This window comes from Variovorax sp. RTB1, assembly GCF_035018765.1.
Classification (GTDB): domain Bacteria; phylum Pseudomonadota; class Gammaproteobacteria; order Burkholderiales; family Burkholderiaceae_C; genus Variovorax.
Window position 1 is genome coordinate 1 of record NZ_JASJXG010000011.1, and the last position, 24310, is coordinate 24310.

Sequence of the window (24310 nt, forward strand, 5' to 3'; positions counted from 1 at the left end):
GTGGTCGCGTTCGCATGATCCGATACGGTGCCGCCGCAGCCTCGCTGCTCGCGGCGGTACTCTCGGTCTTCGTCGCCAGCGGCACGGCACATGCCGTGCCGCGGGTGCCGACGAGCGACAACGAGATCGTCGAGTCGCTTCCTTCTGTGGCAGGCTGGTCACGCGAGGAGCGCCGTCTCCGTCGCGAACTGGTCCAACGGCCGCGCGACGAGGGCACTGCCCTCGAAGCCGCCAAAACTTATCTCGATCTCGCGCGTTCGCAAGGCGACGCGCGCTACGCCGGCTACGCCATGGGCGTGCTGCAGGCATGGCAACCACTCACGGCGACCACGCCCAACCGCATCCTGGTGATGCATGCGACGGTCGCCCAATTTCTTCATGACTTCGATGGCTCGGAGCGCACGCTCAAGCTCGCGCTCGCTGCCGACCCGTCTAACGCCCAGGGCTGGCTCACGCTGGCGACCATCCTCCGAGTGCGCGGCCGCTATGCCGATTCGGATGCGGCATGCCGCTCACTGGTCAAGCTGCGACAGAACCTCTATGCCGTGGCGTGCCTGGCCGAGAACGCGGGCCTGCGTGGCGACCATCGCGGCGCGCAGGAGTCGTTGCAAAGCCTGCTCGACAGTCCGCCGCTGAAAGATCCGCGCCAGAACGCGACGCGGCAATGGCTCCTGACGACAGTGGCAGAAATCAATGAACTGGCAGGCCGTGCGCCCGCTGCCGATACCGCCTACCGCCAAGCACTGGGCGCCGAGCGCGCAGGCTACGACGTGCTGGCCTACAGCGACTTTCTGCTGAGCCAGAACCGACCGACCGAGGTCTTGCCCCTGCTCAAGTCCGAGCCGCGCAGCGACGCCGTGCTGTTGCGCATCGTCATGGCCACGCAACGGCTCGGCGAACAAAAGAAGTTGAGCGCCGCGCAACGCGCAACGGCGCAGAGCGACGTGGACGAGCTGGCCGCGCGCTTCGATGCGGCGGCGCTCCGGCCCGGCAGCACGGTGCCGCATGCGAGAGAGCACGCGATGTTCGCGCTCGACGTACAAAAGGATGCGCACCGCGCGCTCGAGCTCGCGCGGCTCAACGTGCAGTTGCAGCGCGAGCCGATCGACCTGCTTGTGTTCGCACGAGCCGCCGCCACGGCCAACGACGATGCGGCGCGTGCAGAAGTCAAGGCGTTGATGCAGCAGATCGGGCTGCGCGATGCGCGGGTCGATGCGGTCTTGTGATGAGGCGTGCCTTTGTCGTTCGCGTCCTTGCTGTGCTGGCGATCGGCATCGTGTTCATCCTTCCCGCGCAAGCCCACAAGGCCAGCGACGCCTACCTGCAGTTGAGCCGTGCCGGCGACCATTTGAACTTGCGCTGGGACATCTCGCTGCGCGATCTCGACGCCATGCTCGACATCGATAAAGACGGCGACCAGAAGCTGAGCTGGGGCGAAGTCAAGGCACGCATGGACGACATTCGTGCCTATGCGCTGGCGCACCTGCAATTGCAGCAAGGGCGCTGCGTGTTGAACGAAGCGCAGCCGCCCGCCATCGAAAGCCGCGTCGACGGCACCTACCTCGTGCTGCAGCTTCAGTCGCAGTGCGCTGCGGGCGATCGCCTCGATGTCGACTACCGGTTATTCAAAGAAGTCGACCCGACGCACCGCGGCTTGTTGCGCGTCGACATGGGCAGCGCTGCGGCTCCAGCGCTGCGGTCGCTCGATCCGGTGGGCGGAGCAGTTGCTGTGGCGCTGCCGCACGATGCGACGACTGCGTCACCCTCACCGCAATCCTCCGGCGACACCAGCTTTCTCCTCGACGGCATCCATCACATTCTGATCGGCTACGACCACATCCTGTTCCTGATCTGCCTGCTGCTGCCCGCCGTGCTGGTGCGCACGCGCGAGGGCTGGCGGCCGGTGGCGCGGTGGCAGCAGGCGGTGTGGCCGATGTTGGCGACCGTCACGATGTTCACCCTTGGCCACTCGATCACGCTGGCGCTGGCGGGGCTCAAGATCGTGTCGCTTTCACCGCGCCTCATCGAGCCGGCCATCGCGCTCACCATCATCGTGGCGGCGGTCGACAACATCGTGCCATTGCTGCGCGGGCGCCGTCGCATCTTCACTTTTCTGTTCGGCCTGATTCACGGCTTCGGCTTTGCGAACGTGCTGGCCGAGCTCGACTTGCCAGTCGCGAGCTTCGTGTCGGCATTGCTGAGATTCAACCTCGGCGTAGAGGCCGGCCAGTTGATCATCGTGACCATTGCGCTGACGGTCTTGCTGGCACTGCGGTCTTGGCGACGCTACCCGCCAGTCGTGTTGCGCGGCGGTTCGGTCTTTGCGGTGATCGTTGCCGCGCTGTGGTTTGTCGAGCGGGTCTTCGACCTGAAGATCCTGCCGGTCTAGCAGCTCTGATTGGAGCAGGCAGCTTGCCGACCACTTGCTCATCAACGCCGAGTGGTCGCCGTTGCCCGGGCGGCGACTGTAGCCTGGGAAGTCAGGGGTCGAAGCGGCGCGAGCGACCGCGCGCCCACATGGATCGAGCTCTACTGGCCGGCGAGCTGAACGCTCAGACCTACTAAGTTTTTTTCGATGGGCTTTTCGAGGCGTCCTTAGGGAAGTCCAGCACGTCCATCGCTTCCTTCAGGCTTTGCGCCGCACCCGCCAAGTCGTCCCACGGCTTGTTGCCGACGTCGAGGCGGCTGTGAATGTTCGCAAGCTTCCACTGGTCGCCACCGGTGACGTGGTCGATCTCGTCCCAGCCGATTGGCACCGACACGCCAAGGCCCGGCCGGGAGCGCAGCGTCCATGCACACGCCGTCGTGGCGCCGAACCCGTTGCGCAGGTAGTCGACGAAGATCTTGCCGACGCGATTGCGTGGCCCGCTCTTGGCAACGAACATCTGTGGCAGGGTGCTCGCCAGATGCTGGACGATGGCTTGCGAAAAGTCCTTCACGGTGTCCCAGTCGAGTTGCTTGCGAATGGGCACCACGACATGCAGGCCCTTGCCGCCGCTGGTTTTCACGAAAGACCTCAGCTCCAGTTCTTCCAGCAGCACGCGGACCAGCTTGGTAGCTTCCTGGATGGTCGCCCAGCTAACGCCCTCGCCGGGGTCGAGGTCGAAGGTCATGCGGTCGGGCTTGCCGATGGATGTCTTCACCGCATTCCACGTGTGGAACTCGATCACGTTCATTTGCGCTGCCGACAGCAGGCCTTGCATGGTCGGTATTTCGAGGTAGCGGCCGTGGTCGGGGTCGAGCGCGGGGTCGAGCTCACGCACGCCGGGCAGTTTGCATTTGTCCAGGTGCTTTTGAAAAAACAAACTGCCGGCGATGCCATCCGGCGCACGCAGCAAGGACACCGGGCGGTTCTTTAAGTGGGGCAGCATCAACGGCGCAATCAACGCGTAGTAGCGAACGATGTCGATCTTGGCGGCGCCGGTGCTGGCGTCCACTACGCGATCCGGGCTGGACACCTTTAAACCCGCGGGCAACGAGGTCGATGTCTTCCCCGACATCGACGCATTTTGAACATGCACCGGTTTCTCCCGCACGATGGCTGTCGGCGGCTTGTCCGTTCTCAGCCCATGGAACACAGAATGGCGCACGCTGCCTGTCGTCGTCCATTCGCCGAAAGAGACTTCTGCGATGAGTTTGGGCTCGACCCAATGGGCCTTGCGATCGATCGCAGTCTTCGCAGAGAACGGGCTCTTTTCGGCCGCGAGCGCATCGAGTTGCTTCCGCAATTGCGCCAGCGATTGCGCGTTGAAGCCGGTGCCGACGTTGCCTGCATAGCGCAGTGCACCCTTGTCGTCGTGAACACCCAGCAAGAGCGACCCGAGACCAGCGCGCGATCCCTGCGGATCGGTCCAACCACCGATGACGAACTCCTGCCGCTGGGTGCATTTGAGCTTGATCCAGTCCGGCGAACGGCTGGCGCGATAGATGGAATCCTTGCGCTTGCCGATGACGCCTTCAAGGCCGAGCTTGCATGCGGACAACGTGATGTCGCGGCCCGACGCGTCGAACTCGTCGCTGAAGCAGATCGCATCGGAATCGATGCCGTCGACCAGCGACTTGAGGATGCCACGCCGGTTTTCCAACGCCACTTCGCGCAGGTCCTGTCCGCCGCAGAACGGCAGATCGAAAACGAAGTACACGATGTCTTTGGTGCGTGCCTTGTCGAAGGCGTTCTGCAGCGCCTGGAAGTCCGGCACGCCCGCACTGCCATGGACGACGATCTCACCGTCTAGCCAGCACGGTGGCAACCCGGCCTTGCGCAACGCTTGGGCCAAGTGCTCGAGCTTGTGCGTCCAATCGTGGCCGTTTCGGGTGAAGAGATTGACGTTGGCGCCGTCGACGCGTGCCAGCAAACGGTAACCGTCGAACTTGATCTCGTACAGCCAGTTGGCAGGGTCGGACGGTGGCGCGTCGACCAGGGTGGCGAGCTGCGGCTTGAGCGCGGGCGGCAGCTTGGCGCGCTTGATCCCTGGAATGCCGATGGGCTCGATTGGTGAGTTATCCGCCTTACGGGTCTTCATCGTGCGTTCGCCTCCATCCGGTGCTGGCAACTTCGCGACGCTATCGGGCAGCTCATCGACCACGCTGTACTCGGTGGCGGAGCGCTCGTATGCGTCGTGCTCCTTGATGAGCAGCCAGGGCGGTTGCTTGTCGGCGTCCCTGCCCTTCATGCGCACGAGGGTCCAATGCCCATGCAGCTTGTGGCCATGCACCTCGAACTTGAGCTTGCCGGTGCGATAGCCCTCGCGCGCGTCGCCGATCGGCGCCCAGGTGCCTTTGTCCCAGATGATGACCTTGCCGGCGCCGTACTGCTTATCCGGGATCTGCCCTTCGAAGCTGTTGTACGCGATGGGATGGTCTTCAACCTGCACTGCCATGCGCTTGTCCGCCGGGTCGAAGCTCGGACCCTTGGGCACAGCCCAGCTTTTCATGGTGCCGTCGAGCTCGAGGCGCAAGTCATAGTGCAGGCGCGTCGCCCAATGCTTCTGGATGACGAACTGCAGACCGCGCTTCGACTCTGCACGACTCTCGCCGCCGTCCTGCGGCTCCGGCGTGATCGAGAAGTTCCGCTTGGCTTTGTAAGGCCCGAGTGCATCGTGTTTCGCCATGGCGATGCAGCCTAAGCCCGAGTCCCCTTCATGCACTGTAGGACGGCGCAGCGTCGCTGCATGAGGTCAGGTTACAAGCCCGAGCCTTTGCCGGCGCGCAAGCTCTGCGCCGTGATGCGGCCGAGTTCTTCGGGACAGCCGGTTGGCGAAGAGTGTCGTGCTGCTCCGCGGCGGGGCAGCACTCTACCGCCGAGCACCTTGATTCGGGCCCGGTTCGGGAAGTCGACGCTCAGTGCTTGATCAGCAACTTGAGAACGTAGACGATGACCGCGCAGATCAGGATGGCGGCAACGATGCGCCCCCACGGCAGGCCGCCGTGCGACCGCGCCTGCACGAAATCCGCCCGGCTCAAAGGCGTGAACTTGCTGTGGTCCGGCTTGTCTCGCGCCCAATCATGGAAGTTGTCGCGTTCGGTGTTCATGTAAGCCATTGTATTTACACCTTGAAGCAGTGGTAACTCCATTCAGGGGCAAAAACATGCCTCTCGTCACCTGCTGCCAAGGGCGACTCAGCGTGCGCCGGTCGCGTACTTCGCTTCCAGCGCATCCAGCGCCGGCTTGCCTACCAGCCGCTGCCGCTCCGCGAACGACACGACCAGGGCAGGGTCCTCGTCGATGCACCCCGTCTCACGCAGCACTGTCAGCGCTTTCTGCATGCCAGCGACGGCGCCCTGCAACGCCGCGTTGGCATAGAGCACCAGGCCGTAGCCCAGCCCGGCCAGTTCGTTGGCGCTGAAGATCGGCGTCTTGCCGCCGATCACCATGTTCATCAACTGCGGCCGCGCCAACCGCTGCGGCAGCGCGCGAATCTCGTCGACCGTGGTCACGGCTTCGACGAACAGGATGTCGGCACCCGCTTCGCTGAACTTCTGCGCGCGTTCGAGTGCCGCCTCGAAGCCCTGAGTAGCGCAGGCATCGGTGCGCGCGAGGATGAGCAGGTCAGGGTCGGTGCGGGCGTCTACCGCGGCCTTGATCTTGGCGACGGCTTCGGCGGTGCTGATGACATCCTTGCCGGAGAAGTGGCCGCAGCGCTTGGGCGAGACCTGGTCTTCGAACTGGATGCAATCGGCGCCGGCACGTTCGAGCACGCGCACCGTGTGCCGCACGTTCAGCGCGTTGCCGAATCCGGTGTCGGCATCGACGATCAGCGGCAGGCTGACCGCGTCGCGGATTCGTGCCGTATGGTCTGCAATCTCGTGCAGGCCCATGAAGCCCTGGTCGGGCAGGGCGAACCACATGTTGGTGACGCCGGCGCCGGTGATGTAGATGGCCTCGAAACCCAGGTCCTCGATGACGCGGGCGGAGAGGGCGTTGAAGGCACCTGGCACCAGCACGCCGCGGCGCGCCTCGGCCAGCGCGCGAAGGGTTTTGCGTGGGCTGCTTGACATGAGGTGGAGGGTAACTCCCCTCAATCCTCAATCCTCAATCCTCCGCACTCGGTGCTCGCGCGACCAAGCAGCTGTGCGCCTCGCTGTAGTTTCCCGAGAGCCGGCCCCATCCGTTTGAACAGATTCCGAATCTTTTCAAGTGGATCCTGCGGGGTCAGGCTGCCCTGGCCGATAGCGGTGACGGCGAGTCAAAGAGTGCCCGGCAGCTGTATCAGTTGTCGGATATTGGCGCAAAACTTGAAAAAATGCAGCACTTCAGGCGCGAGCAACGACCGCTCCGTTGGTGGGATCAACCTGCTCGAACGGCACGGCGCCAGTGGCCTGATCGGCCTCCGGCGGGCTGCCGGCCTCGATGAAAAGGCGCTTGATCATCGGGTAGCGCGCTCGCACCTCGCGCTGTAGCGTCGAGATGGTGGCGGCCGCCTGGTCGGTGGCGGTGCCGTCGTCGAAGTCGAGATCGATGGTCACCAGCGCGTCATCGGGCCCGATGTACATCGACAGTATTTCCCCGACGCCGTTGACGCCCGGATGCGCCAGCGCCAAAGCACGAATCTCGCGCGCGGTTTCCGGGCGAATGCCCTCACCTATGAGCAACCCGCGCGACTCGCGAATGAGCAACACCGCCACGCCCACCAATAGCACCCCGATGACCACCGACGCCGCGCCGTCGAGCGCCGGCATCTCGAGCCGGTGACTGGCGTAGATGCCGACGGCCGCGACCAGCAGACCGGCCAGTGCCGCCGAATCTTCCGCCATTACCGTGTAGGTCGTCGGGTCCTTGCTGCGGTGGAGCGCTGTCCAAAACGGCTGCCCGTGGGTCTGGCCAATGAACTGCTTCAGTGCGATGGTGAAGCTCGTGCCTTCGAAGACGAAGGCGGCGGCCAGCACGATGTAGTTCCACATCGGATCGCGCATCGGCTCGGGATTGCGAATGTGCTGGATGCCTTCATAGAAAGACACGCCGCCGCCCAGACCGAAGATCAGTACCGCCACGATCAGGCTCCAAAAATAGAGCTCCTTGCCATGCCCGAAAGGGTGCTCCGGCGTTGCGGGCCGCTGGCTCAGCCTAAGGCCGACCAGCAGCAAGATGCCGTTGAAAGTATCGACCGCCGAATGGATGCCCTCCGACAGCATGGCCGAGCTGCCCGTAACGCCCGCGACGACGAACTTGGTGACGGCGATCGCCACGTTGGCGCCGATCGCGCCATAGATTGCAGTTTTGGATTCGGCCATGCGTGCATGTTGACGGAACCCGGTCGATCAGCGTGTGGGACTGTCGAGCATCAAGATGAACCAGCGCAATCCCTGCGTGTCCCAGATCTGCCGCCGTGCGGAATCGCGCGCGTACCGATGGCGTCTTTCACGCCGTCATTGTCTCCAGAACGCGAACACCGAGGTTCTTTTTTTGAGGGTTTTCCCTAGGTTTTCCGGTTCAAAATTCAGCCCATGGACAGCAATCGACACCACTTCCGGACCCGTCGAGTCATCCAGAACACCTAAGGAAATTGAAATGAACACCTCGAAGATCCTCGCTGCCGCTGCACTCACACTCTTCGCCGCCGCTGGCGCGCAAGCAGAAACCTATGACGGCGTGCACGCGCTGACGCATGAAGCAAACCGCACGCAGGTGCAGGCTCAGGCCGTTGTCGCCGCACACAGCGAAAACCCATACGCTGAAGGCGCCGACTCGGGTGTGCTGACGATCGCGTCGTCGACCGACCGCAGTGGTATCCGTGCGCAAGCCGTCGCTGCAGCGCACAGCCCTAATCCATACGCTGATGGCTACGGACAAGGCGTCTTGACGCTGGCCGGCAGCACGCTCGACCGTGCCACCGTGCGCGCACAAGCTCGCGCTGCGGCACGCGGCATCAACTCGGCTTCGCTGTAAAAGCCGGTGCGCGCCGGGACATAATCCTGGCGCGCAATTTGCATCCGGCAGAGCGCAGAGTAGAAGCGTTCAGCCCGGGGCGAGTTTTCGCATTTTTCGCACTCGCGGCAGGAAATTGCTCTTTCAAGTTCGTATCCCCACACGCAACCCGAAGGACTTTTCATGCTGGTCACCCAACAACCCGTTTTTCGCAAGTTCTGGCATGCCGTCATGCCGCTGACCGAACTTGCCAACGGCCCCAGACCTTTCAAGCTGCTCGGCGAAGACATCGTGCTCTTCATGGATGCCGACGGAGAGCCGGCCGCGCTGCGCGACCGTTGCTGCCACCGCACCGCGAAGCTGTCCAAAGGCTGGTGCGTCGATGCCGAAGGCAAAGCCTGCGGCCAGGGCGCGATTCAGTGCGGCTACCACGGCTGGACCTACGACCGCAGCGGCCAGGTCGTTCGGATTCCCCAATACGAAGCAGACCGCGCGATCTCGCCCGACTACAAAACGCCGGCCTACCACTGCACCGCTCGCTACGGCTTCGCCTGGGTGGCGCTCGAAGACCCGATCGCCGACATTCCGGCGATTCCCGAATTCGACGACCCGGGCTATCGCACGATCTTCCAGTTCTACGAAACCTGGAACACCAGCCCGATGCGCGCGCTCGAAAATTCGTTCGACAACTCGCACTTCAGTTTCGTGCATCGCGGCACTTTCGGCGTGGCCGCCAGCCCGAAGCCGAGCAAGTACAACCTGGTCGAGAACGACAACGGGTTCTATGCCGAGACGGTGATCGAAGCGGTCAACCCGGAGAAGTTTCACGCCATCAGCGGCGTGACCGAGCCGATCACGACGCGACACATGCGCAACGCCTACTTCTTGCCCTTCTCGCGCCGGCTCGACATCGAGTATCCAGCGCCAACCGACGGGGACGGACAGCCCGTCAAGCCGGGCAAGCGACACATCATCATCAACTGCTTCACGCCGATCGACGACGGCCGCATGCAGCTGTGCCAATGGCTCTTTCGCAACGACACCGAAGCCGACTGCGCCGCGCAGATGCTGACGGCCTTCGATGAAGAGATCACGCGCGAAGACAAGGACATCCTCGAATCGACCGACCCCGATGCGCTGGTCGACACGCGCCGGCGCGGCGTCGAATATTCGATGGATTCCGACCGGCCCGGCATGTTGATACGAAAGCATCTGATGCAATTGCTGTCCAAGCATGGCGAGGCCGAAGTCCACCGCGCCATGAAGGTCGTCACGCTACGGCAGGCCGCCTGATCAGACGGCTTTGTCGTCCTCATCACTGCTGCCCTCGAGCATGTCGCGCAGCATTGCAAGCGCCGCTTCCGCCGTGGGCGCCATGACGGTGGAGCGTGTCAGCATCAGGTTCATGCGCTGGCCCAGGCCTTCGACCAGCACGCCGCTTTGGGTCTCGCGCAGATTGCCGTCCGAACCTGGCGTGGTCGGGATGACCGCGGCCACGCGGCTGGCGTAGGTGCCTTCGGGCACGCCGTACGTGACCACCGGCTTCTGCAGGGCAGCGGCAAAGCCGACTTCGAAAGCCGTGCCCGAATCCGGCTCGACACCTCGAAAGCTCATCAAGTTGGCGATCACGCCATCGGCCTCTTGCATGAGCGCCACGTTGCCGTCGTAGATGCGCTGCGCCAGTTCATCGTCGGTTCCAACGAATCCTTCGGAGATCCCGCCATCGGACGGCACCAGGCCGACCATACCGAGTCGTTCGCAATGGGCCAGCAAGCTCTGGAAAATCTGCTTGCTGTCGGGAAAGAAAACGTCGGGTCCGGCGAGGTAGACGCGAGGACCGCTGGCTCTGGCTTTCATTTCTTGCATCCCATCTCAAGCCAGCGGCAGTTCGATAGTGCCAGCCAGCGGAACCTGATCGATGCGCTCGGCGCTGGCGATGACGATAGCGCGCTCAGACGAATTGGCACGTTCTCCCAGCACGCGCCACAGGCAGCGAATCGAGACCGCGTCGAGCGCACTCGTCGGTTCGTCCAGCAAGGTCAGCGCCCGACCGGAAGCCAGCGCGCTCGCCAGCCAGACCTTGCGCTTGGAGCCGGTCGACAACATGTACATCGGCTTGTCGATGTGCGGGGTCAACGAAAACCCATCGACCATGTCTCGCCACGCGCTCTCGTCGAATGCCGCGTCGCCCTCGCGCAAGGTCGCCGTGCATGCGCGCGCCGTCATCTGATCGAAAATCGATGTCCCTGAGTCGACGAAGAACACGTTGCGTCGATAGGCTTCAGGGCTCTCGTCCAATCGCCCGCCCGAGAGCGTCAATCGGCCGCTGGCGGGCTGCACGCCGGCCATGATTCGCAGCAAGGTCGATTTGCCGCCGCCGGTATCGCCGAACATGAGTGTCACGCCGGAGCCGATCGATGCAGACCAACCACTGGCAAGGGGCGGTTGCTCCGGATAAGTGAAGTTCAAATCCTGTATTTGCAGGAAGGGGGGATTCAACGCGATGTTCATCGGCGCCACCGTACCTCAATGCCGAAGCCGACCTGCGGAACCGCCGTTCAGCAGGCTCTTTGTAGGAAAGCTTCTCGTGTTGAGGCCGATACGTCGACGCGTTGCTCCGATGCGCGTTGAATACGCTCTACAAACACACCAACATCCCCGGAGTCACCATGCGCATCCACGTTCTTGCCATCGCCGTTTTATCTTTTGCCGTCCTGAGCGGTGCCGCCGAAGCCAAGGGCTGTCTGAAGGGCGCTGCAGTCGGTGGCGTCGCGGGCCACGTCGCCGGCAAGCATGGCGTATTGGGTGCCGCAGCCGGTTGCGCCATCGGCCACCACGAAGCCGCCAAGAAAGACAGCGAGTCTGCGGCCAAGGCGCAAGCTCAGGCAGCCACGCAATCCGCTGCAGCACCAACCCAGCCGCTGAAGAAATAAGACACCCGCAATCGACCCGCGTCGGCCAGCCGTTCGCTAGTCCGGAACGGACTCGCTGACGGCATCTGTGGGCTGCACAAACAACAACGCGCGCCCGCTTCCGCTCGACTTCGCAAGGTACATCGCCGCATCGGCAGCGCGCAACAGCGCATCGGCGCCCGTACCCGAGGCAGGGTAGAGCCCCACGCCTACGGAAGTGCCGAGGTGGAGCACGTGCCCTTCGATTTGCATCGGCGTGCGAAAGGCGTCGAGCAAGGTTTGCGCGAACATCATCGCGCCCGCCGGCCCGTCGACCTGACGCCTTAGGATCGCGAACTCATCGCCGCCCAGCCTCCCGACCACGTCGGATACATCGACCAGTCGCCGCATGCGATCGGCCACCTGCACCAGCACCTTGTCGCCGATCGCGTGACCGAAGTGATCGTTGATCGACTTGAACTTGTCGAGGTCGATGAAGTACACGGCAAAGATTTCACCGGTGCTTTGTGACTCATCCGTCGCGTCATGCAGCTCTTCGAGAAACACCTCGCGATTGGTCAGAGCGGTGAGACCGTCGTGCTGCGCCATGTGCCGAATACGCTCTTCACTGCGCTTGCGCTCGGTGATGTCGGCATAGGTGCGGACGACGCCGCCGCCTTCGATAGGCACGCTCTGGATTTCCACCACTTGCCCGTTCGGACGCATGCGGTCGTAGCTGTGCGGCCGATCGAGAATGCCGCCGCCACGAACAAAATCGAGCACATCCTGCGGCGTGTGCATGAACTCGTCGCTGGCCCATTGATGCGCCAGCACCTGGCTGAACGTCGGTCGAGACGCCATCAATTCCGGCGGCAGGTCGAGCAGTTCCATTGCACGTCGGTTGCAGACTTCGACCACCCGGTCGGCGTTCACCATCATGATGCCCTGCTCCATCCGGTCGAGCGTGGCTTCGAGCAGCATCGACTTGCTCTGCAACTGCGCCTCACTCTCCCTCGCGCGTGCTTCGGCAACGCTCAGGAGGTGGTGCTGGCGCTTGAGCAAGGTGATGTCGACATGCACGAAAAATCCCTTGCCATCGGGGCTGCGCTGCGCGATCACACGACTCCACCGGTCGCGGGGCAGCGGCAGTTCGAAGGGCGCGCCGGCAAAACGCATGTTGTCGACCAGCGTCGCCAGGCCGCGCTCGTACAGGGCCTGCTCTTCGCTTGCGTGCGCATCCCAGGCGGCGCGGTAGACGTCGGCAAACCCAGTGCCGACCGCCGCTGCCCTCGCAGCCACGCCATACATCGAAACGAATGGCTCGTTGACCCAGAGAATGCGGTCGGCAATATCCGTCACCATCACGCCGTCGGCCACGTGGTCGAGCAGTGTTGCTTCGACAATGACCTGCTCACTTGCCTGTCGGGTGCTGGCCGGTTCGACGTTCATGCCGTCTGCAGACTCCGTGGCTACGCTTACTTCGGGCTCAACCTTCCACAGGCGTACCCGGCACGCTCCCGGCACGGGAAACGCCGTCACCTGGAGGCGCCTGCCCAAATGCTCGAATGAAAAGGGGCGCTGCTGAGTGCGGTGGCGATCCAGGCCTTCCTGCACGTAACGCTCGATCAGCGGCAGCTCGTCCGGGCCCAGGCGCTCCCGATAGAAGCGGCTCAGATTGTCGACGTAAGGCTCACCCACATGAACGTAGGCTGCGTGCTCCGGAAAGAACTTCAGGAACGTCCGGTTCCAGAGCACGGTGGCATCGGCACTGTCGAAGACGCACATCGCAACGCCCAGCCCATCGAAACCTTCGGCCATCGGACGAAGCATGTTCAAGGTCTCGATCTGCCCCGTCTCGGGCGGCATAGGGTTGTCGGCTGCGTTCATTCCACCATCTCCGCATCGAGCTCGGCATCGAACTGTTCGAAGCTCACAGGCCTGCCGAAGAAGTAGCCCTGGCACAACAGGCAACCGTGTTTCTCCAGAAACTCCAGCTGCTCCTGCGTCTCGACCCCTTCGGCGACGATCGACAGATCCAGGCTTTTCGCCATGCCGATGATGGTCTGGATGATGAGTTCGACCTTGGGGTTGACGCCGATGCCATGCACGAAGAACTTATCGATCTTTACCTGATGCAGCGGCAATTGCGTCATGTACGACAGCGACGAAAAACCGGTGCCGAAATCGTCCATCGAAAACTGGATGCCGATGGCGGCCAGCGATCGCATCTTGCGGATCGTCTCGCTCACTTTGTCTTGCAGCAGGCTCTCGGTCAGTTCGAGCTTGAGCCGCGACGGGTCGGCGCCGGTGCGGATCAGCACGTCGCGAACCTGGTCTGCGAAGTCGTCGCGGCGGAACTGGCGCGCACTCACGTTCACCGCGAGCACCAGATGCGACCGCTTCGGATGGTGGCTCCAGCGTTCCAGCTGCGTGCAGGCCTGCTCCAGCGCCCACAAACCGATGGGCACGATCAAGCCGGTCGTCTCGGCCAGCTCGATGAAGCCGGCCGGCGGCACCATGCCGCGATGCGGATGCATCCAGCGGATCAGGACTTCGGCACCTATGACCTCGCCTTCCGAGGTTACCTGCCGCTGGTAGTACAGGACAAACTCTTTGGCCGACATGGCGGTGTGCAGTTCGTTCTCGAGCGTGGCGCGCGCGGTGATGGTGGTCTGCATCGCCGTCTCGAAAAAATGCATGGCGTTGCCGCCCGCCGTCTTGGCGTAGTAGGTGGCGATGTCGGCCTGCTTCAGCAATTCTTCGAGCGACAGGTCCTGCGCGCCGAAGAGCGTGGCGCCGATGCTGCAGGTGATGTGGTGCTGCTGGTTGCCGAGCTCGAACGGCTGCTGCAGTTCCGACAGGATCGCCTCTCCCAATGCCTTGGTCTGCATCGCTGCGACAGCCGGGTCTTCGCTTAGATTCTCCAGCAGCATGACGAATTCGTCGCCGGCCAGCCGGGCCACGGTGTCGCCGTCGCGCATGCTCACCAAAAGCCGGAAGGCAACCTGCTTCAAAAGCAGATCGCCGATGATCTGGCCGCGTGCGTCGTTGAGCGTCTTGAAATGGTCCAGATCCAGAAACAACAAAGCGCCCTGGCGCGGGCGGCGAGCGTTGTTGTCCGTAGCCGCCTGCAACCGATGCAGCAGCAGCCGCCGATTCGGCAGCCCGGTCAGGTTGTCGTAGAACGCCAGATGCTCGATTTCGCGTGCAGCCGATTTGCGCTCGGTGATGTTGCGCAGGATCACGATGAAGCGCGCATCGGCCCCTTCGCCCACGGCCTTGCGCGAGACCGACATTTCGAACCAGGTGGTGCCATGCGCCGCGCGCCGCTCGAACTGGCGTCCGGTCGAAAAGCCCGATACATAAGTCTCTTCGAGCGCCGACATGACTTCGGCTGCGGCATCGGGCGGCAACAGATCCGAGATCAGATTGCCGACCGGGTGCGCCACGTCGATCGCCGGTTCGAGCGTGCGGGGCGAATGAAAGCGATGGCAGCGGCCATCGAGCCCCAGCTCGAGCAGCACGTCGGGCAAGGCGTCGAGCGTGGCCTGCAGTTGCGCCTTGCCGTCGATCACGTCGGCGATGTGACGCCGCCTCTCCGTGACGTCGCGGTACACGCACACCAGGCCGCCATCCGGTGTGCGGCTCTTGACTGCCAGCACGACCTGCCCGCCTTCGAAGGTGAGTTCGCGCTCGCCCTGCCTGGGCCGCTGGCGCCGGTCCGACTCGGTGCGCACGTCGTCGTCCTGATTGACGATCTCGGCGCGCACATGGGGCGCGCCCGCGTCGATGATCCGGTCGAACGGCAACAGCGGCGCCATCATGTTCCGTGCCCATGGGAAGGTGTCGACGAAGCGGCGGTTCCATGCGAGCACGCGATCTTCGGAGTCGAGCAGCACGAAACCGTCGACCATCGACTCGAGTGCCTGGTCGAGCGTGACCCGCGAATGCCATTGCCGCCGAAAGTGCAGCTGCGTCAGGTAGGCCACCCCCAGGATCATGAGCATGAAAACCGCGGCTGCGCCCAGAATGAAAGTGCGCTGCCGTCGCCATTCGTACAAGGCCGAACTCAACGGGATGCTCGCGACGATCAGCAGGTTGCGATGCAACGTCGGCCTCGCCACGACCAAGGCAGGCTCGCCGCTCAGGCGAGCCGGCAGACGCTGCACCTGTCCGGCGCTGCCGCGCTCGCTCAGCGCCGGCAGGATAGGCCGACCCGAAAGGTCGTCGCGCGGCGGCATGCTGGCGAGCATCGGACCTGCATCCTGCTCGAGCGTCACTTCGAGACCCCTGATGTCCGTGCCCTGGGTCAGGACGGTGGTCAGCAGGGACAACTGCACTTCGGCAATGGCCACGATGTGGTTGCCGTCCGCTAGCTGCAGATCGCGTGCGAAATAGACGACTCGCTGCGATGTCAACGAACTCACCGACGGCGTGCTGATCTCCAGCGACGAGGCAGGCTGCGCGAGCACTTGCTGCAGAAAGCCGGTCGGCAGCCGGACCACGAGCCGGGTGCCGCGCCGCTCCGACGTCGCCACCACGTCGCCCCTGGCATCGACGAAGGCGATGTACCTGACCAGCAAGTTTTGCCGCACGATCTTCTGCATCAGCTGTGCCACGTCGGTTCGCGATGCATCGGCTGTGACTGTCGCGAGCGTGGAGGTTTGCAGAGGCTCGCTCAAACTTGCCAGCAACAAGTCGACGCCCAGCAAGCTGCGATTGAGCGCGGCCTCCGAGCCTCTGACGAAGCGTACGGCCTGGCTCTCGCTGTCAGCCAGCGCCTTGTCGCGCATCTCGGATGTCAGGATCACCGCAGTGCCCAGGACGGCCAGCAGGAACAGGGCTGCGACGCCGTAGATGACGGCGATGAATCGGCGAGGCAGCAGGTTATTCACTGGATCGCGGGCGCCTTGATGTCCACCGCGGGACCAATGGTCTTTTCCCACAGTTGAGCGCAGGCTGCGCCGCACCGTTGCACCCAGGGTCCGAGCACGTTGGAGGTGAAGATCTCGCGGCGACGGCGCTCATCCGCAACGGAAGGCCGCGCCACAGTCATCGTGCCGCGCGTGCCGCGAACACAGGTGTCGGCGCCGCTGTTGCAGGCCACGCCGTCGCCGGTTTCACGCTCCGATTCGGCCCACACCGTGGCTTCGAGTTTCGGCAACTCGGTCTTCAGGAGTGCCTTCAAATCCGGCGGCAGCGTGTTCCACATGTCCTTGTTGGCGCCGAACACGGCCAGCCCCCAAGTCACCGGCATCGTGTACAGCGCGCCGGTGATCTTGTGCAGCCCCATGGTGTTGCCCGACATCGCGCCGGTGACGGCGCACTCGGTGTTGTCCGAGTTCATGTTGGACATCAGCGAAGCGAACTCGATGACCACCGGCGTCGCCTTGAGGGCACTGAAGAAATCCGCTTGGCTCACGCTCGAAACACGGGTACGCCGACCGGCGAGATCGGACAACTGCGTCACCGGCCGTTTGCAGAAGATGACCTGCGCCGGATAGACATAGACCGCAAGCAGCTCGACATTGAATCGATCGCGCAAGGTCTTCTCGAGCGTGGGTCGAAAGGCGCCGATGACGCGGCGCATCGTCGCCATGTCGGGATTGAGGCCAGCCAGATCCGCAGCGCCCAGTTCAGGCTCTTCGCTCGACACCTGGCTCAGCAACGCGGTACCGAATGGAATCACACCCAGCTTCATGAGGTTGAGCATCTCCTCACCCGGGACCCCTGCCTGGTTGAACGGCACGATGCTCGCGCTGTATTTGCCGCCGCTCAGACGGGCCAGGTCTTGCGCCCAGAAGCGCTCTTCATGCAACGTGTACTGGTTGACCGCTGCCAGTCCACCGACGATTCGCAGCCGACGTTCAGCGCCTGGTTCGCCCGCGCGCACGAATCCCGTGCCGAGCACGAGTGTTGCGACGTAAGCCAAAAGCATGCATCGCCGCACCGAGGCGAAACAACCGAATTTCATGGTCTCGATCATGGCCTCTAACTGGCCAAAGACACATCAAATTACAACCAATCGACGCACATTTTTCACGCGACGTGGTCTCCACGCGCCAGGTAATGCCGCGCCTTGTCTGCATACATGGCCTTGTCGGCGCGCTGAAGTGCCGAATCGAGGTGCTCGCGTGCTTCGCAGGTCGCTGTGCCGATGGCGAAGCTCAACACATGACCGCTTTGCCCGGAATAGAACTGGTTGTTGAGTTCGAGCAAGGAGAGGATCCGGTCGCGCATCGCTTCGGCACCCCGCTCGTCGGTCTTGGGCATCAGCACCGCGAACTCGTCGCCACCGATGCGCGCAGGCCAGGCCGGCGCATCCACCGCCATGCTCAACACCTCGCCCGCGCGCCGCAGCAACACGTCGCCGGCGGCGTGGCCGGCTTCATCGTTGACGTGTTTGAGCCCGTTGAGGTCGATGGCCAGCATCGACACCGGCCACGGGCCTTTGCGTGAAAGCCGGTTGAGCTCTTCGGAATAAAAAGTGCGGTTGTTCAACTGGGTCAGCACGTCGTGCTTTCCGAGGTATTCGAGGTAGGCCTCGGCCTTCTTGCGGGCGGTGATGTCGACCAGCGACACCAGCACCAGATCCCATGTGGCAAGTCGGTCTTCAAGCACGGCGAACTGCATGTGGATGTTGATGGTGTCGCCCGCCAGCGAGTAGTTGACGACCTCGCGCTGCTGCAGCGTCTTGCCATTCCACAGGTCTTGCAACTGGTCGGCGAAAGACTCCGTCATTTCGTCGCGAAAAACGCGCGAGAGGTTGTGCAGCAGCATGTCCTTGTCGGTGGCCACGAACATTCGCAATGTTTCGCGGTTGACGTCGATGACGCGGATCTCCTGCATGCAGCGCGTGACGAACTCGGGGTGCACCTTGATGAAGGTCGCAAAGTCGTCGATGCCGCGCTCGCGGATGTCGTCCAGCAACAGCTTGACTGCGCTGAAGTCTTCGACCCACAGCGAGACCGGCGAGTGCTCGAACAGGCCGCGCGCATAGTGCTCGCTCTCGATGCGCTCCCGCTCCGCACGGACGCGTTCGGTGATGTCGTCGAGCGACACCAGCACGCGATCCCATGTGGTCTCGTGACCCGGCAGCACCCGCACGCGCACCTGCACGTCGAGGCGGCGGCCGTCCAGCGCGTAGTTCACCGTCTGGTTGTCGAAGCACAGATGGCCTTGCCACAGTTGCGTCAGTTCGTGGACGACTGGCGCAGCCATGTCGCCGCGAAACACCTTGTCGAGTTGCGACAGCAAATGCTCCTGCGAGTCGGCCGAAAAGAGAGAAAGCGTACTTTGGTTGACACGCAGCACGCGCCACTGCGCCATGCATTCACGAACCCGTTCAGGGTCTGCTTCAAGATGCGCTGCAATGTCCTCGACGCCCTCGGCGCGCCAGCGGTCGAACAACTGCTTCAACCCGCTGTAGTCCTCCAGCCAGAGGGACACGGGGGCCAGGTCGAACATCGATTCAAAATCGGTCATGGACTCCATCGGTCGGCAATTCCTCTGTCTTGATGACAGACGTTAAACGTTGCTGGTCGCGCGCACTTCGTCGATCGTGGTCTGGCCCGCCAGCACCTTGTCGATGCCGTCTTGCCGCAGCGTTCGCATGCCTTCGCGCATGGCGGTCTCTTGCAGCTCTTCGGCGCGCGCGCCGTTTTGCACCAGGCGGCGCAGCGGGCGCGACATGACCATCAGTTCATGAATGCCGACGCGCCCCTTGAATCCGGTGTCGCCGCACTGCTTGCAGCCCACGCTTTGGTACATCTGCAGCGCGCCGTCACGGGCAGAACGCGTGAGCCAGCCGCTGCGCACGGTGTCGTGATCGGCCGCCATCTCCGTCGCTCCGAAGGAGTGCATGTAGTCCGACAGCAACTCGTCGACCTCGGCCCCGGTCGCCGGTCGGCTGGTCACGCAATGCGTGCACAGGCGGCGCACCAGACGCTGCGCCAGCACCGCCAGCAACGAGTCCGCGAAGTTGAACGGGTCCATGCCCATGTCGAGCAGCCGCGTCACGGTCTCGGGCGCGCTGTTGGTGTGCAGCGTAGACAGCACCAGGTGGCCGGTAAGCGACGCTTCGATGGCGGTCTTGGCGGTTTCTTCGTCGCGGATTTCGCCGACCATGATCACGTCGGGATCGGCCCGCACGAAAGCCCGCAGCGCCTTCGCAAAGGTCCAGTCGATGCGCGGATTGATCTGCACTTGCCGCAAACCGACCTGCGTGATCTCGATCGGGTCTTCGGCCGTCCATATCTTCCGCTCGGGCGTGTTGATGTGCATCAGAGCCGAGTGCAGCGTCGTGGTCTTGCCGGAGCCCGTAGGTCCCACGCAAAGCACCATGCCGTAAGGCCGTTCGATTGCCGCCTTGAGCTGCGCCAGGTTGCGCTCCGACAAGCCCAGCGCGTCGAGCGCGATCGGCTTGGCAGAGGCCAGCAACCGCATCACCACGTCTTCCAGGCCGTTGTTGGTCGGCACGGTCGCCACCCGCAGTTCAAGCCGATGCTGTGGTGAAAACTTCGAGAAATTGATCTTGCCGTCTTGCGGCTTGCGCTTCTCGCTGATGTCGAGATCGCACATGATCTTGATGCGGGCGATGAGCGCGTTGCGGTAGTTTGGCGGCAGTTCCAGGTACGTGTAGAGCCGGCCGTCGCGCCTGAAACGGATGCGGATCTTTTCGCGGCCCGGATAGCTCTCGATATGAATGTCGGACACGCCCTCGCGATGCGCTTCCAGGATCATGCGGTTGATCATCCGCACCAGCGAGTTGTCGGACTGCTCGATCGGCGCGTCTTCGTCGGACGAAGGCTGGCCTTCTTTTTCGAGCGTCTCCAGCAGCTCGTTGGTGCCGGTGATGTCGAACTCGATCGGCCGGTCGAGGTCGGCGCTCGCCGGTCCCACTTCGGTCGCACCGATCTTCTCGTAGGCCTTGAACAGGATCGCGTTGAGGTCGGCGTATTGCCCGAGCACCGGCACCACCTTGATGCCGGCGATGAATTCCGCCTCGTCGATGGCCGCGTGCCGGTTGGCCGGATCGTCGAGCGCCACGATCAGACGCCCTTCGTTCACCATCAGCGGCATGACCTGAAGGCGTCGTGCGGCACCGTGGCTGATCTTTCGCAGTGCCTCCGCCGCGGGCGTAAAGAGCTGCAGATTGACCAGTGGATATCCCATCTTGCGGGCCAGTGCAGTCTGCAGGTCCAGCCGCTTGATGACGCCCATGCGAATCAGCGTTTCGCCGAGCGGCACGGTACGGTCGAACTGTTGCTGGGCCAGGCCGTCGCGCAACTGCTCTTCGGTGATGAGGCCGAGCGAGATCAGCGCCTGGCCGATGCGTACCATCGGCATGCGGCTCTGTGCTTCGAGTTGCGCCACCAGTTGCTCCGGTGTAACGACTTCGGCTGACAGCACGGACTCGCTCTCGCGATCCGGCGATGCCGCACCGGAAGCCTGGTCCTCGGCTGGTTCCACGTCGAGCGGCTGCAAGCTCAAGGAAGGTTCGGCAGGCGCGTCTGGCGCCGATGCATCCGGCTCGGACAACAACACTTCCTTGAAGCTGCTGCGCGGCACGAAAAGCCGCACCACCGAGTTCTTGTCTTCACCGGCGACAAAAAGAAAAAGCCCCGGAGCGGTCTTGCGCTGGCCCAGCGATTCGCCCTCTAAAACACTGCCGTCGTTCCAGGTGATCTTGAAGGACGACCACTTCGCGGTGCCGGCGGCGGTCCCGATGGACAGTGGCCGTGTCAGGCGCAGCATGCGGAACTGATTGAAGCGCACGGTGGTCGCTCGGCTCGACTGGTTGAGCTGCACATGAACCGCTTCTTCTTTCGGCAAGAAGCGCGTCAGCTTGCCAACCACGCGCTGGTTGTTCGCGCCAAAGAACTCGCAGGCCGGCGCGTCGTTGATGACGGCGTTCGGTGCGAAGCCCGGCGCGACCGGGTTCGGCCACGTGAAGCCACTGGCTTGGGCAGACTCGTCGGCGGGGCTTTCCAGAGCGGCCGCCCCGGCTGAAGATGGCTTTTCAACTTGCATCCCGGCGATGCTACGCCTGCTGAAACGCAGTCCGAGTCGGTCCCGGCATTTTTTGAAAGTCACAGGGAGTCAAAACGCCGCAAGCATGTCGCTCGCAAGTTCCTCGAAGAGCTGCATGTGCAGTTCGAAGGCGCGGCGGGCCTCGGCCACGATGGCTCGCGCAGTCGCTTCGGCAGGCTGCAGTTGTTCGAGCCCTTCCCGGTAGGCACGCTTCAACTGCACCGTTTCTTCCGATGTGCCGAACTCATAGAACGCTGTCCCTTGTCCGGGCGGCAGCGCCATGCTGTCGCGCACGATGCGTCGCAGCATCTGCCCGCCGCTCAGGTCGCCGAGGTAGCGCACGTAGCTGTGCGCGGCCAGCAATTCGGGCTGTGCTTCGTCCAGCGTGCAAAGTCGCGCCACGTAGTCCACGGTGGCCGGCTGCATGGCGTAGGCATCGGCCCAACCGGCGCCGTGCAGTGCGTCGAGGTCGGCTTGCAACGGCCCTTCGCGCCGCAACTGGGAAAAGGACAAAGGAGACAGAAGCGGATCGCTCGCATGCCGCTCGAGCGCCGGCTCCAGCGCGGCATAGATCGCATGCAGGTTGCGCAGCATGGCGCAGTAGGCCTGTCGTTCCATCCGCCCGCGGAGCAACGCGCCCATGAAGGCGCTGCGCTCGGCTTGTGTATGCAATTCGCGGGTTTCGGTTCTGAGGGATTCGGAAAGACTGGGCTTCAAGCCGGACTCCCCGTGGCCGACATGGCCACGCATCCCTTCGATCATAGGCAGCGGAACGACCCGCATGCGCGAACCGCAACAAGCGAGCGATGTCACTTCGCGCCAATCCGATCGAGCTTCGCGACCGCATCGCTGTCCAGCGTCAGATCGACCGCTGCCAGGTTCTCGTGCAGATGCCCCACAGACGATGTGCCGGGAATCAGCAGGATGTTCGGTGCACGTTGCAGCAGCCACGCCAGAGCGACCTGCATCGGCGTCGCGCCCAGCGAACTGGCAACGTCGGACAGAGCCGTCGACTGCAATGGGGTGAAGCCGCCGAGCGGAAAGAACGGCACGTAGGCGGTGCCGTATTTCGCGAGGTCGTCGATCAACGCGTCGTCGTCCCGATGCGCCAGGTTGTACAGATTCTGCACGCAGGCGATCTTGCAGATGCGGCGTCCATCGGCGATCTGCGTGGGCGTCACGTTGCTCAGGCCGATGTGATGCACCAGGCCTTGCCGTTGCAGTTCGGCCAGGGCGGCGAGCGGCTCTTCCAGCGAGCCCTCGGCTGGCCCATGCACGTCGAGCATGCTGCGCAGGTTGACGACTTCCAGCACGTCGAGCCCGAGGTTGCGCAGGTTGTCGTGCACGGCCTGCGTCAGCTCCTTGGGCGACATGGCCGGAATCCACGAGCCGTCTTCGCCGCGGCGGGCACTGATCTTCGTGACGATGACCAGATCGTCGCGGTAGGGGTGCAGCGCCTCGCGGATGATCTGGTTGGTGATGTGCGGGCCGTAGAAGTCGCTGGTATCGATGTGGTCGACGCCGCTTTCGACGGCAGCACGCAGCACCGCGACAGCGCCTGCGCGGTCCTTCGGCGGCCCGAAGACGCCGGGGCCTGCGAGCTGCATCGCGCCGTAGCCGACGCGCTTGACGGTGCGGACACCGAGAGTGAATGTTCCTGCTTTTCCGATATCGATCACGATGGTTCCTTTGCGGTTTGACTTGGCGTCTGGCGATCAATGTAGGTCGCATCGACTCGGGCGATAAGATGCCGCGCTCGGCACAGGCTGTACGGAATCTCGAACAATGGCGGCAGACCTCGGTGATCTCACGGCGCTGGTCGCGGTCGCGCGTGCAGGCGGCTTTCGCGAAGCGGCCCGCCTCACCGGCAGCAGTGCCTCCAGCCTCAGCGAAGCGGTTCGCCGACTCGAAACCCGGCTCGGCGTGCGGCTGCTCAACCGCACCACCCGCAGCGTCGCGCCGACCGAAGCCGGTGCGCGGCTCATCGACCGGCTCGGCCCGGCGCTGCTCGAGGTGGAGGCCGCACTCGACGTCGTCAACGGCTTCAGGGATCGCCCCGCGGGCACGCTCAGGCTCAACGTGCCGATCAGCGCCGTGCGCCTCGTGTTGCCACGCATCGTGCCGCCGTTTCTGGCGGCCTACCCCGACATCGTTCTCGACATCGTGGCCGATGACAGCTTCGTCGACATGCTCGCGGCCGGCTGCGACGCTGGCATCCGTTACGACGAACGGCTAGAGCAGGACATGATCGCCATCCCCATCGGCCCGCGCGAACAGCGCTACGCGACAGCGGCATCCCCGACGTATCTCGACCGCCGCGGCCGCCCCGAGCATCCGCGCGACTTGCTCGACCACGACTGCTTGCGCGGCCGCTTCGCCAGCGGTGCGATGCCGGTCTGGGAGTTCGAGCGCGACGGCGAGGTCGTGAAGGTGGACCCCACCGGACCGCTCATCGTGCGCATTGGTGCCGCCGTCGACCTCGCCGTCGATGCCGCGATCGCGGGCACAGGCGTAATCCAGCTGTTCGACGACTGGTTGAAACCGCACCTCGACAGCGGCGCGCTGGAGCCGGTGCTGCAGTCATGGTGGCCGCGGTTCTCAGGCCCGTTCCTCTACTACCCTGGCCGCCGATATCTGCCGGCGCCGCTGCGGGCGTTTGTTGATTTCATCCGGGTTTCGTAGATCAAGATTGAACAAAACCGGCATTTTGCAAAGCAATAGGGAAGCACTGGCCGCGTCGGCGAATCCGGCCCACGACCTCGCGGCGCTCGAAGGTGAAGTTCAGGCGGCTTCGCGCAGGGGAGCCAAGAGCCATGCCTGAAGGCGCCGTGCCTGGACCTAGTTTCTACCGCCTATAAGTCCGTTGTCGAGATCGACGGACATCCATGGGTGGTCAAGTTCGGTGAGGGGGAAGACGAAGACACGCCTCTCATCGAGCAGGCCACGATGCCGGAAATCGCCTCGGTGGTCGAAGACTGGCACAGGTGATCTGATGGCCGACGGCATACCGCCGACGCCGAAC

20 protein-coding genes are annotated in these 24310 nt (G+C 63.6%); 7 read left to right on the forward strand and 13 right to left on the reverse strand.

Annotated features, from left to right (window positions below):
- Together QN397_RS09525 and QN397_RS09530 are read left to right on the forward strand one after the other, a co-directional pair.
- A partial coding sequence (locus tag QN397_RS09525) for a hypothetical protein (RefSeq protein WP_323500782.1) occupies positions 1-1226 on the forward strand: 1226 nt, incomplete at its 5' end.
- Entirely contained in the window at positions 1226-2389 is a 1164-nt protein-coding gene (locus QN397_RS09530) for a HupE/UreJ family protein (protein WP_323497893.1), read from the forward strand. The genes QN397_RS09525 and QN397_RS09530, both read left to right, overlap by 1 nt.
- A 172-nt stretch (positions 2390-2561) precedes the next feature.
- On the opposite strand, the gene ligD is transcribed toward QN397_RS09530, so the two are convergent.
- The 4 genes from ligD to QN397_RS09550 all read right to left on the reverse strand — a co-directional run bounded on the left by ligD (position 2562) and on the right by QN397_RS09550 (position 7731).
- Complete coding sequence (gene ligD / locus QN397_RS09535; protein WP_323497894.1) at positions 2562-5111, reverse strand: DNA ligase D; 2550 nt, start codon at positions 5109-5111, stop codon at positions 2562-2564.
- Positions 5112-5340: 229 nt separating this feature from the next.
- A complete protein-coding gene (locus QN397_RS09540) occupies positions 5341-5532 on the reverse strand; it encodes a hypothetical protein (protein ID WP_323497895.1) in 192 nt (63 codons plus the stop codon).
- An 87-nt stretch (positions 5533-5619) separates the two neighbouring features.
- A complete protein-coding gene (locus tag QN397_RS09545; RefSeq protein WP_323497896.1) occupies positions 5620-6498 on the reverse strand; it encodes an oxaloacetate decarboxylase in 879 nt (292 codons plus the stop codon).
- A 255-nt stretch (positions 6499-6753) separates the two neighbouring features.
- Positions 6754-7731 (reverse strand): cation diffusion facilitator family transporter, encoded by a 978-nt coding sequence (locus tag QN397_RS09550; RefSeq protein WP_323497897.1) that lies wholly within the window; start codon positions 7729-7731, stop codon positions 6754-6756.
- A gap of 277 nt (positions 7732-8008) precedes the next feature.
- Between QN397_RS09550 and QN397_RS09555 the strand changes: the two genes are divergently transcribed.
- Positions 8009-8386: a helicase SNF2 gene (locus QN397_RS09555; protein WP_323497898.1), complete on the forward strand. Its 378-nt coding sequence runs from the start codon at positions 8009-8011 to the stop codon at positions 8384-8386.
- Positions 8387-8548: 162 nt separating this feature from the next.
- Complete coding sequence (locus tag QN397_RS09560; RefSeq protein WP_323497900.1) at positions 8549-9658, forward strand: aromatic ring-hydroxylating dioxygenase subunit alpha; 1110 nt, start codon at positions 8549-8551, stop codon at positions 9656-9658.
- On the opposite strand, the gene QN397_RS09565 is transcribed toward QN397_RS09560, so the two are convergent.
- A complete protein-coding gene (locus QN397_RS09565; protein ID WP_323497901.1) occupies positions 9659-10222 on the reverse strand; it encodes a nucleoside 2-deoxyribosyltransferase in 564 nt (187 codons plus the stop codon).
- A 15-nt stretch (positions 10223-10237) separates the two neighbouring features.
- A complete protein-coding gene (locus tag QN397_RS09570) occupies positions 10238-10876 on the reverse strand; it encodes an ABC transporter ATP-binding protein (RefSeq protein ID WP_323497902.1) in 639 nt (212 codons plus the stop codon).
- Between the two features lie 158 nt (positions 10877-11034).
- Between QN397_RS09570 and QN397_RS09575 the strand changes: the two genes are divergently transcribed.
- On the forward strand, positions 11035-11298 hold the full coding sequence (locus QN397_RS09575; RefSeq protein ID WP_323497903.1) for a hypothetical protein: 264 nt from the start codon (positions 11035-11037) through the stop codon (positions 11296-11298).
- A 36-nt stretch (positions 11299-11334) separates the two neighbouring features.
- Here QN397_RS09575 and QN397_RS09580 read toward each other — a convergent pair whose 3' ends face one another.
- The 7 genes from QN397_RS09580 to QN397_RS09610 form a co-directional block, all read right to left on the reverse strand.
- Entirely contained in the window at positions 11335-13143 is a 1809-nt protein-coding gene (locus QN397_RS09580) for a PAS-domain containing protein (protein WP_323497904.1), read from the reverse strand.
- Positions 13140-16151, reverse strand: a complete 3012-nt coding sequence (locus QN397_RS09585) for an EAL domain-containing protein (RefSeq protein ID WP_323497905.1) — start codon at positions 16149-16151, stop codon at positions 13140-13142. The genes QN397_RS09580 and QN397_RS09585 overlap by 4 nt, the downstream gene beginning before the upstream one ends.
- Positions 16148-17230 carry a TRAP transporter substrate-binding protein gene (locus QN397_RS09590; protein ID WP_323497906.1) on the reverse strand — a complete coding sequence of 361 codons (1083 nt, stop codon included), beginning with the start codon at positions 17228-17230 and terminating at the stop codon, positions 16148-16150. Before QN397_RS09590 ends, QN397_RS09585 begins: the two co-directional genes overlap by 4 nt.
- A gap of 65 nt (positions 17231-17295) precedes the next feature.
- Positions 17296-18750 carry a diguanylate cyclase domain-containing protein gene (locus tag QN397_RS09595; protein WP_323497907.1) on the reverse strand — a complete coding sequence of 485 codons (1455 nt, stop codon included), beginning with the start codon at positions 18748-18750 and terminating at the stop codon, positions 17296-17298.
- Between the two features lie 33 nt (positions 18751-18783).
- Entirely contained in the window at positions 18784-20667 is a 1884-nt protein-coding gene (locus tag QN397_RS09600; protein ID WP_416352203.1) for a GspE/PulE family protein, read from the reverse strand.
- A gap of 690 nt (positions 20668-21357) precedes the next feature.
- Entirely contained in the window at positions 21358-22071 is a 714-nt protein-coding gene (locus QN397_RS09605) for a biliverdin-producing heme oxygenase (protein ID WP_323497909.1), read from the reverse strand.
- A 26-nt stretch (positions 22072-22097) separates the two neighbouring features.
- Complete coding sequence (locus QN397_RS09610) at positions 22098-22967, reverse strand: aldo/keto reductase family oxidoreductase (protein ID WP_323497910.1); 870 nt, start codon at positions 22965-22967, stop codon at positions 22098-22100.
- A 106-nt stretch (positions 22968-23073) separates the two neighbouring features.
- On the opposite strand from QN397_RS09610, the gene QN397_RS09615 reads away from it, so the two are divergent.
- Positions 23074-23970 carry a LysR family transcriptional regulator gene (locus QN397_RS09615; RefSeq protein ID WP_323497911.1) on the forward strand — a complete coding sequence of 299 codons (897 nt, stop codon included), beginning with the start codon at positions 23074-23076 and terminating at the stop codon, positions 23968-23970.
- Between the two features lie 7 nt (positions 23971-23977).
- Positions 23978-24109: a hypothetical protein gene (locus QN397_RS09620; RefSeq protein ID WP_323500783.1), complete on the forward strand. Its 132-nt coding sequence runs from the start codon at positions 23978-23980 to the stop codon at positions 24107-24109.
- Positions 24110-24310: the final 201 nt, after the last annotated feature.

Coding starts and splice junctions, on each gene's coding strand:
- QN397_RS09570 (WP_323497902.1), bottom strand. CDS start 10,876: ATGAACATCGCGTTGAATCCCCCCTTCCTGCAAATACAGGATTTGAAC.
- ligD (WP_323497894.1), bottom strand. CDS start 5,111: ATGGCGAAACACGATGCACTCGGGCCTTACAAAGCCAAGCGGAACTTC.
- QN397_RS09530 (WP_323497893.1), top strand. CDS start 1,226: ATGAGGCGTGCCTTTGTCGTTCGCGTCCTTGCTGTGCTGGCGATCGGC.
- QN397_RS09605 (WP_323497909.1), bottom strand. CDS start 22,071: ATGCGGGTCGTTCCGCTGCCTATGATCGAAGGGATGCGTGGCCATGTC.
- QN397_RS09590 (WP_323497906.1), bottom strand. CDS start 17,230: ATGAAATTCGGTTGTTTCGCCTCGGTGCGGCGATGCATGCTTTTGGCT.
- QN397_RS09550 (WP_323497897.1), bottom strand. CDS start 7,731: ATGGCCGAATCCAAAACTGCAATCTATGGCGCGATCGGCGCCAACGTG.
- QN397_RS09575 (WP_323497903.1), top strand. CDS start 11,035: ATGCGCATCCACGTTCTTGCCATCGCCGTTTTATCTTTTGCCGTCCTG.
- QN397_RS09615 (WP_323497911.1), top strand. CDS start 23,074: ATGGCGGCAGACCTCGGTGATCTCACGGCGCTGGTCGCGGTCGCGCGT.
- QN397_RS09580 (WP_323497904.1), bottom strand. CDS start 13,143: ATGAACGCAGCCGACAACCCTATGCCGCCCGAGACGGGGCAGATCGAG.
- QN397_RS09545 (WP_323497896.1), bottom strand. CDS start 6,498: ATGTCAAGCAGCCCACGCAAAACCCTTCGCGCGCTGGCCGAGGCGCGC.
- QN397_RS09560 (WP_323497900.1), top strand. CDS start 8,549: ATGCTGGTCACCCAACAACCCGTTTTTCGCAAGTTCTGGCATGCCGTC.
- QN397_RS09595 (WP_323497907.1), bottom strand. CDS start 18,750: ATGGAGTCCATGACCGATTTTGAATCGATGTTCGACCTGGCCCCCGTG.
- QN397_RS09540 (WP_323497895.1), bottom strand. CDS start 5,532: ATGAACACCGAACGCGACAACTTCCATGATTGGGCGCGAGACAAGCCG.
- QN397_RS09565 (WP_323497901.1), bottom strand. CDS start 10,222: ATGAAAGCCAGAGCCAGCGGTCCTCGCGTCTACCTCGCCGGACCCGAC.
- QN397_RS09555 (WP_323497898.1), top strand. CDS start 8,009: ATGAACACCTCGAAGATCCTCGCTGCCGCTGCACTCACACTCTTCGCC.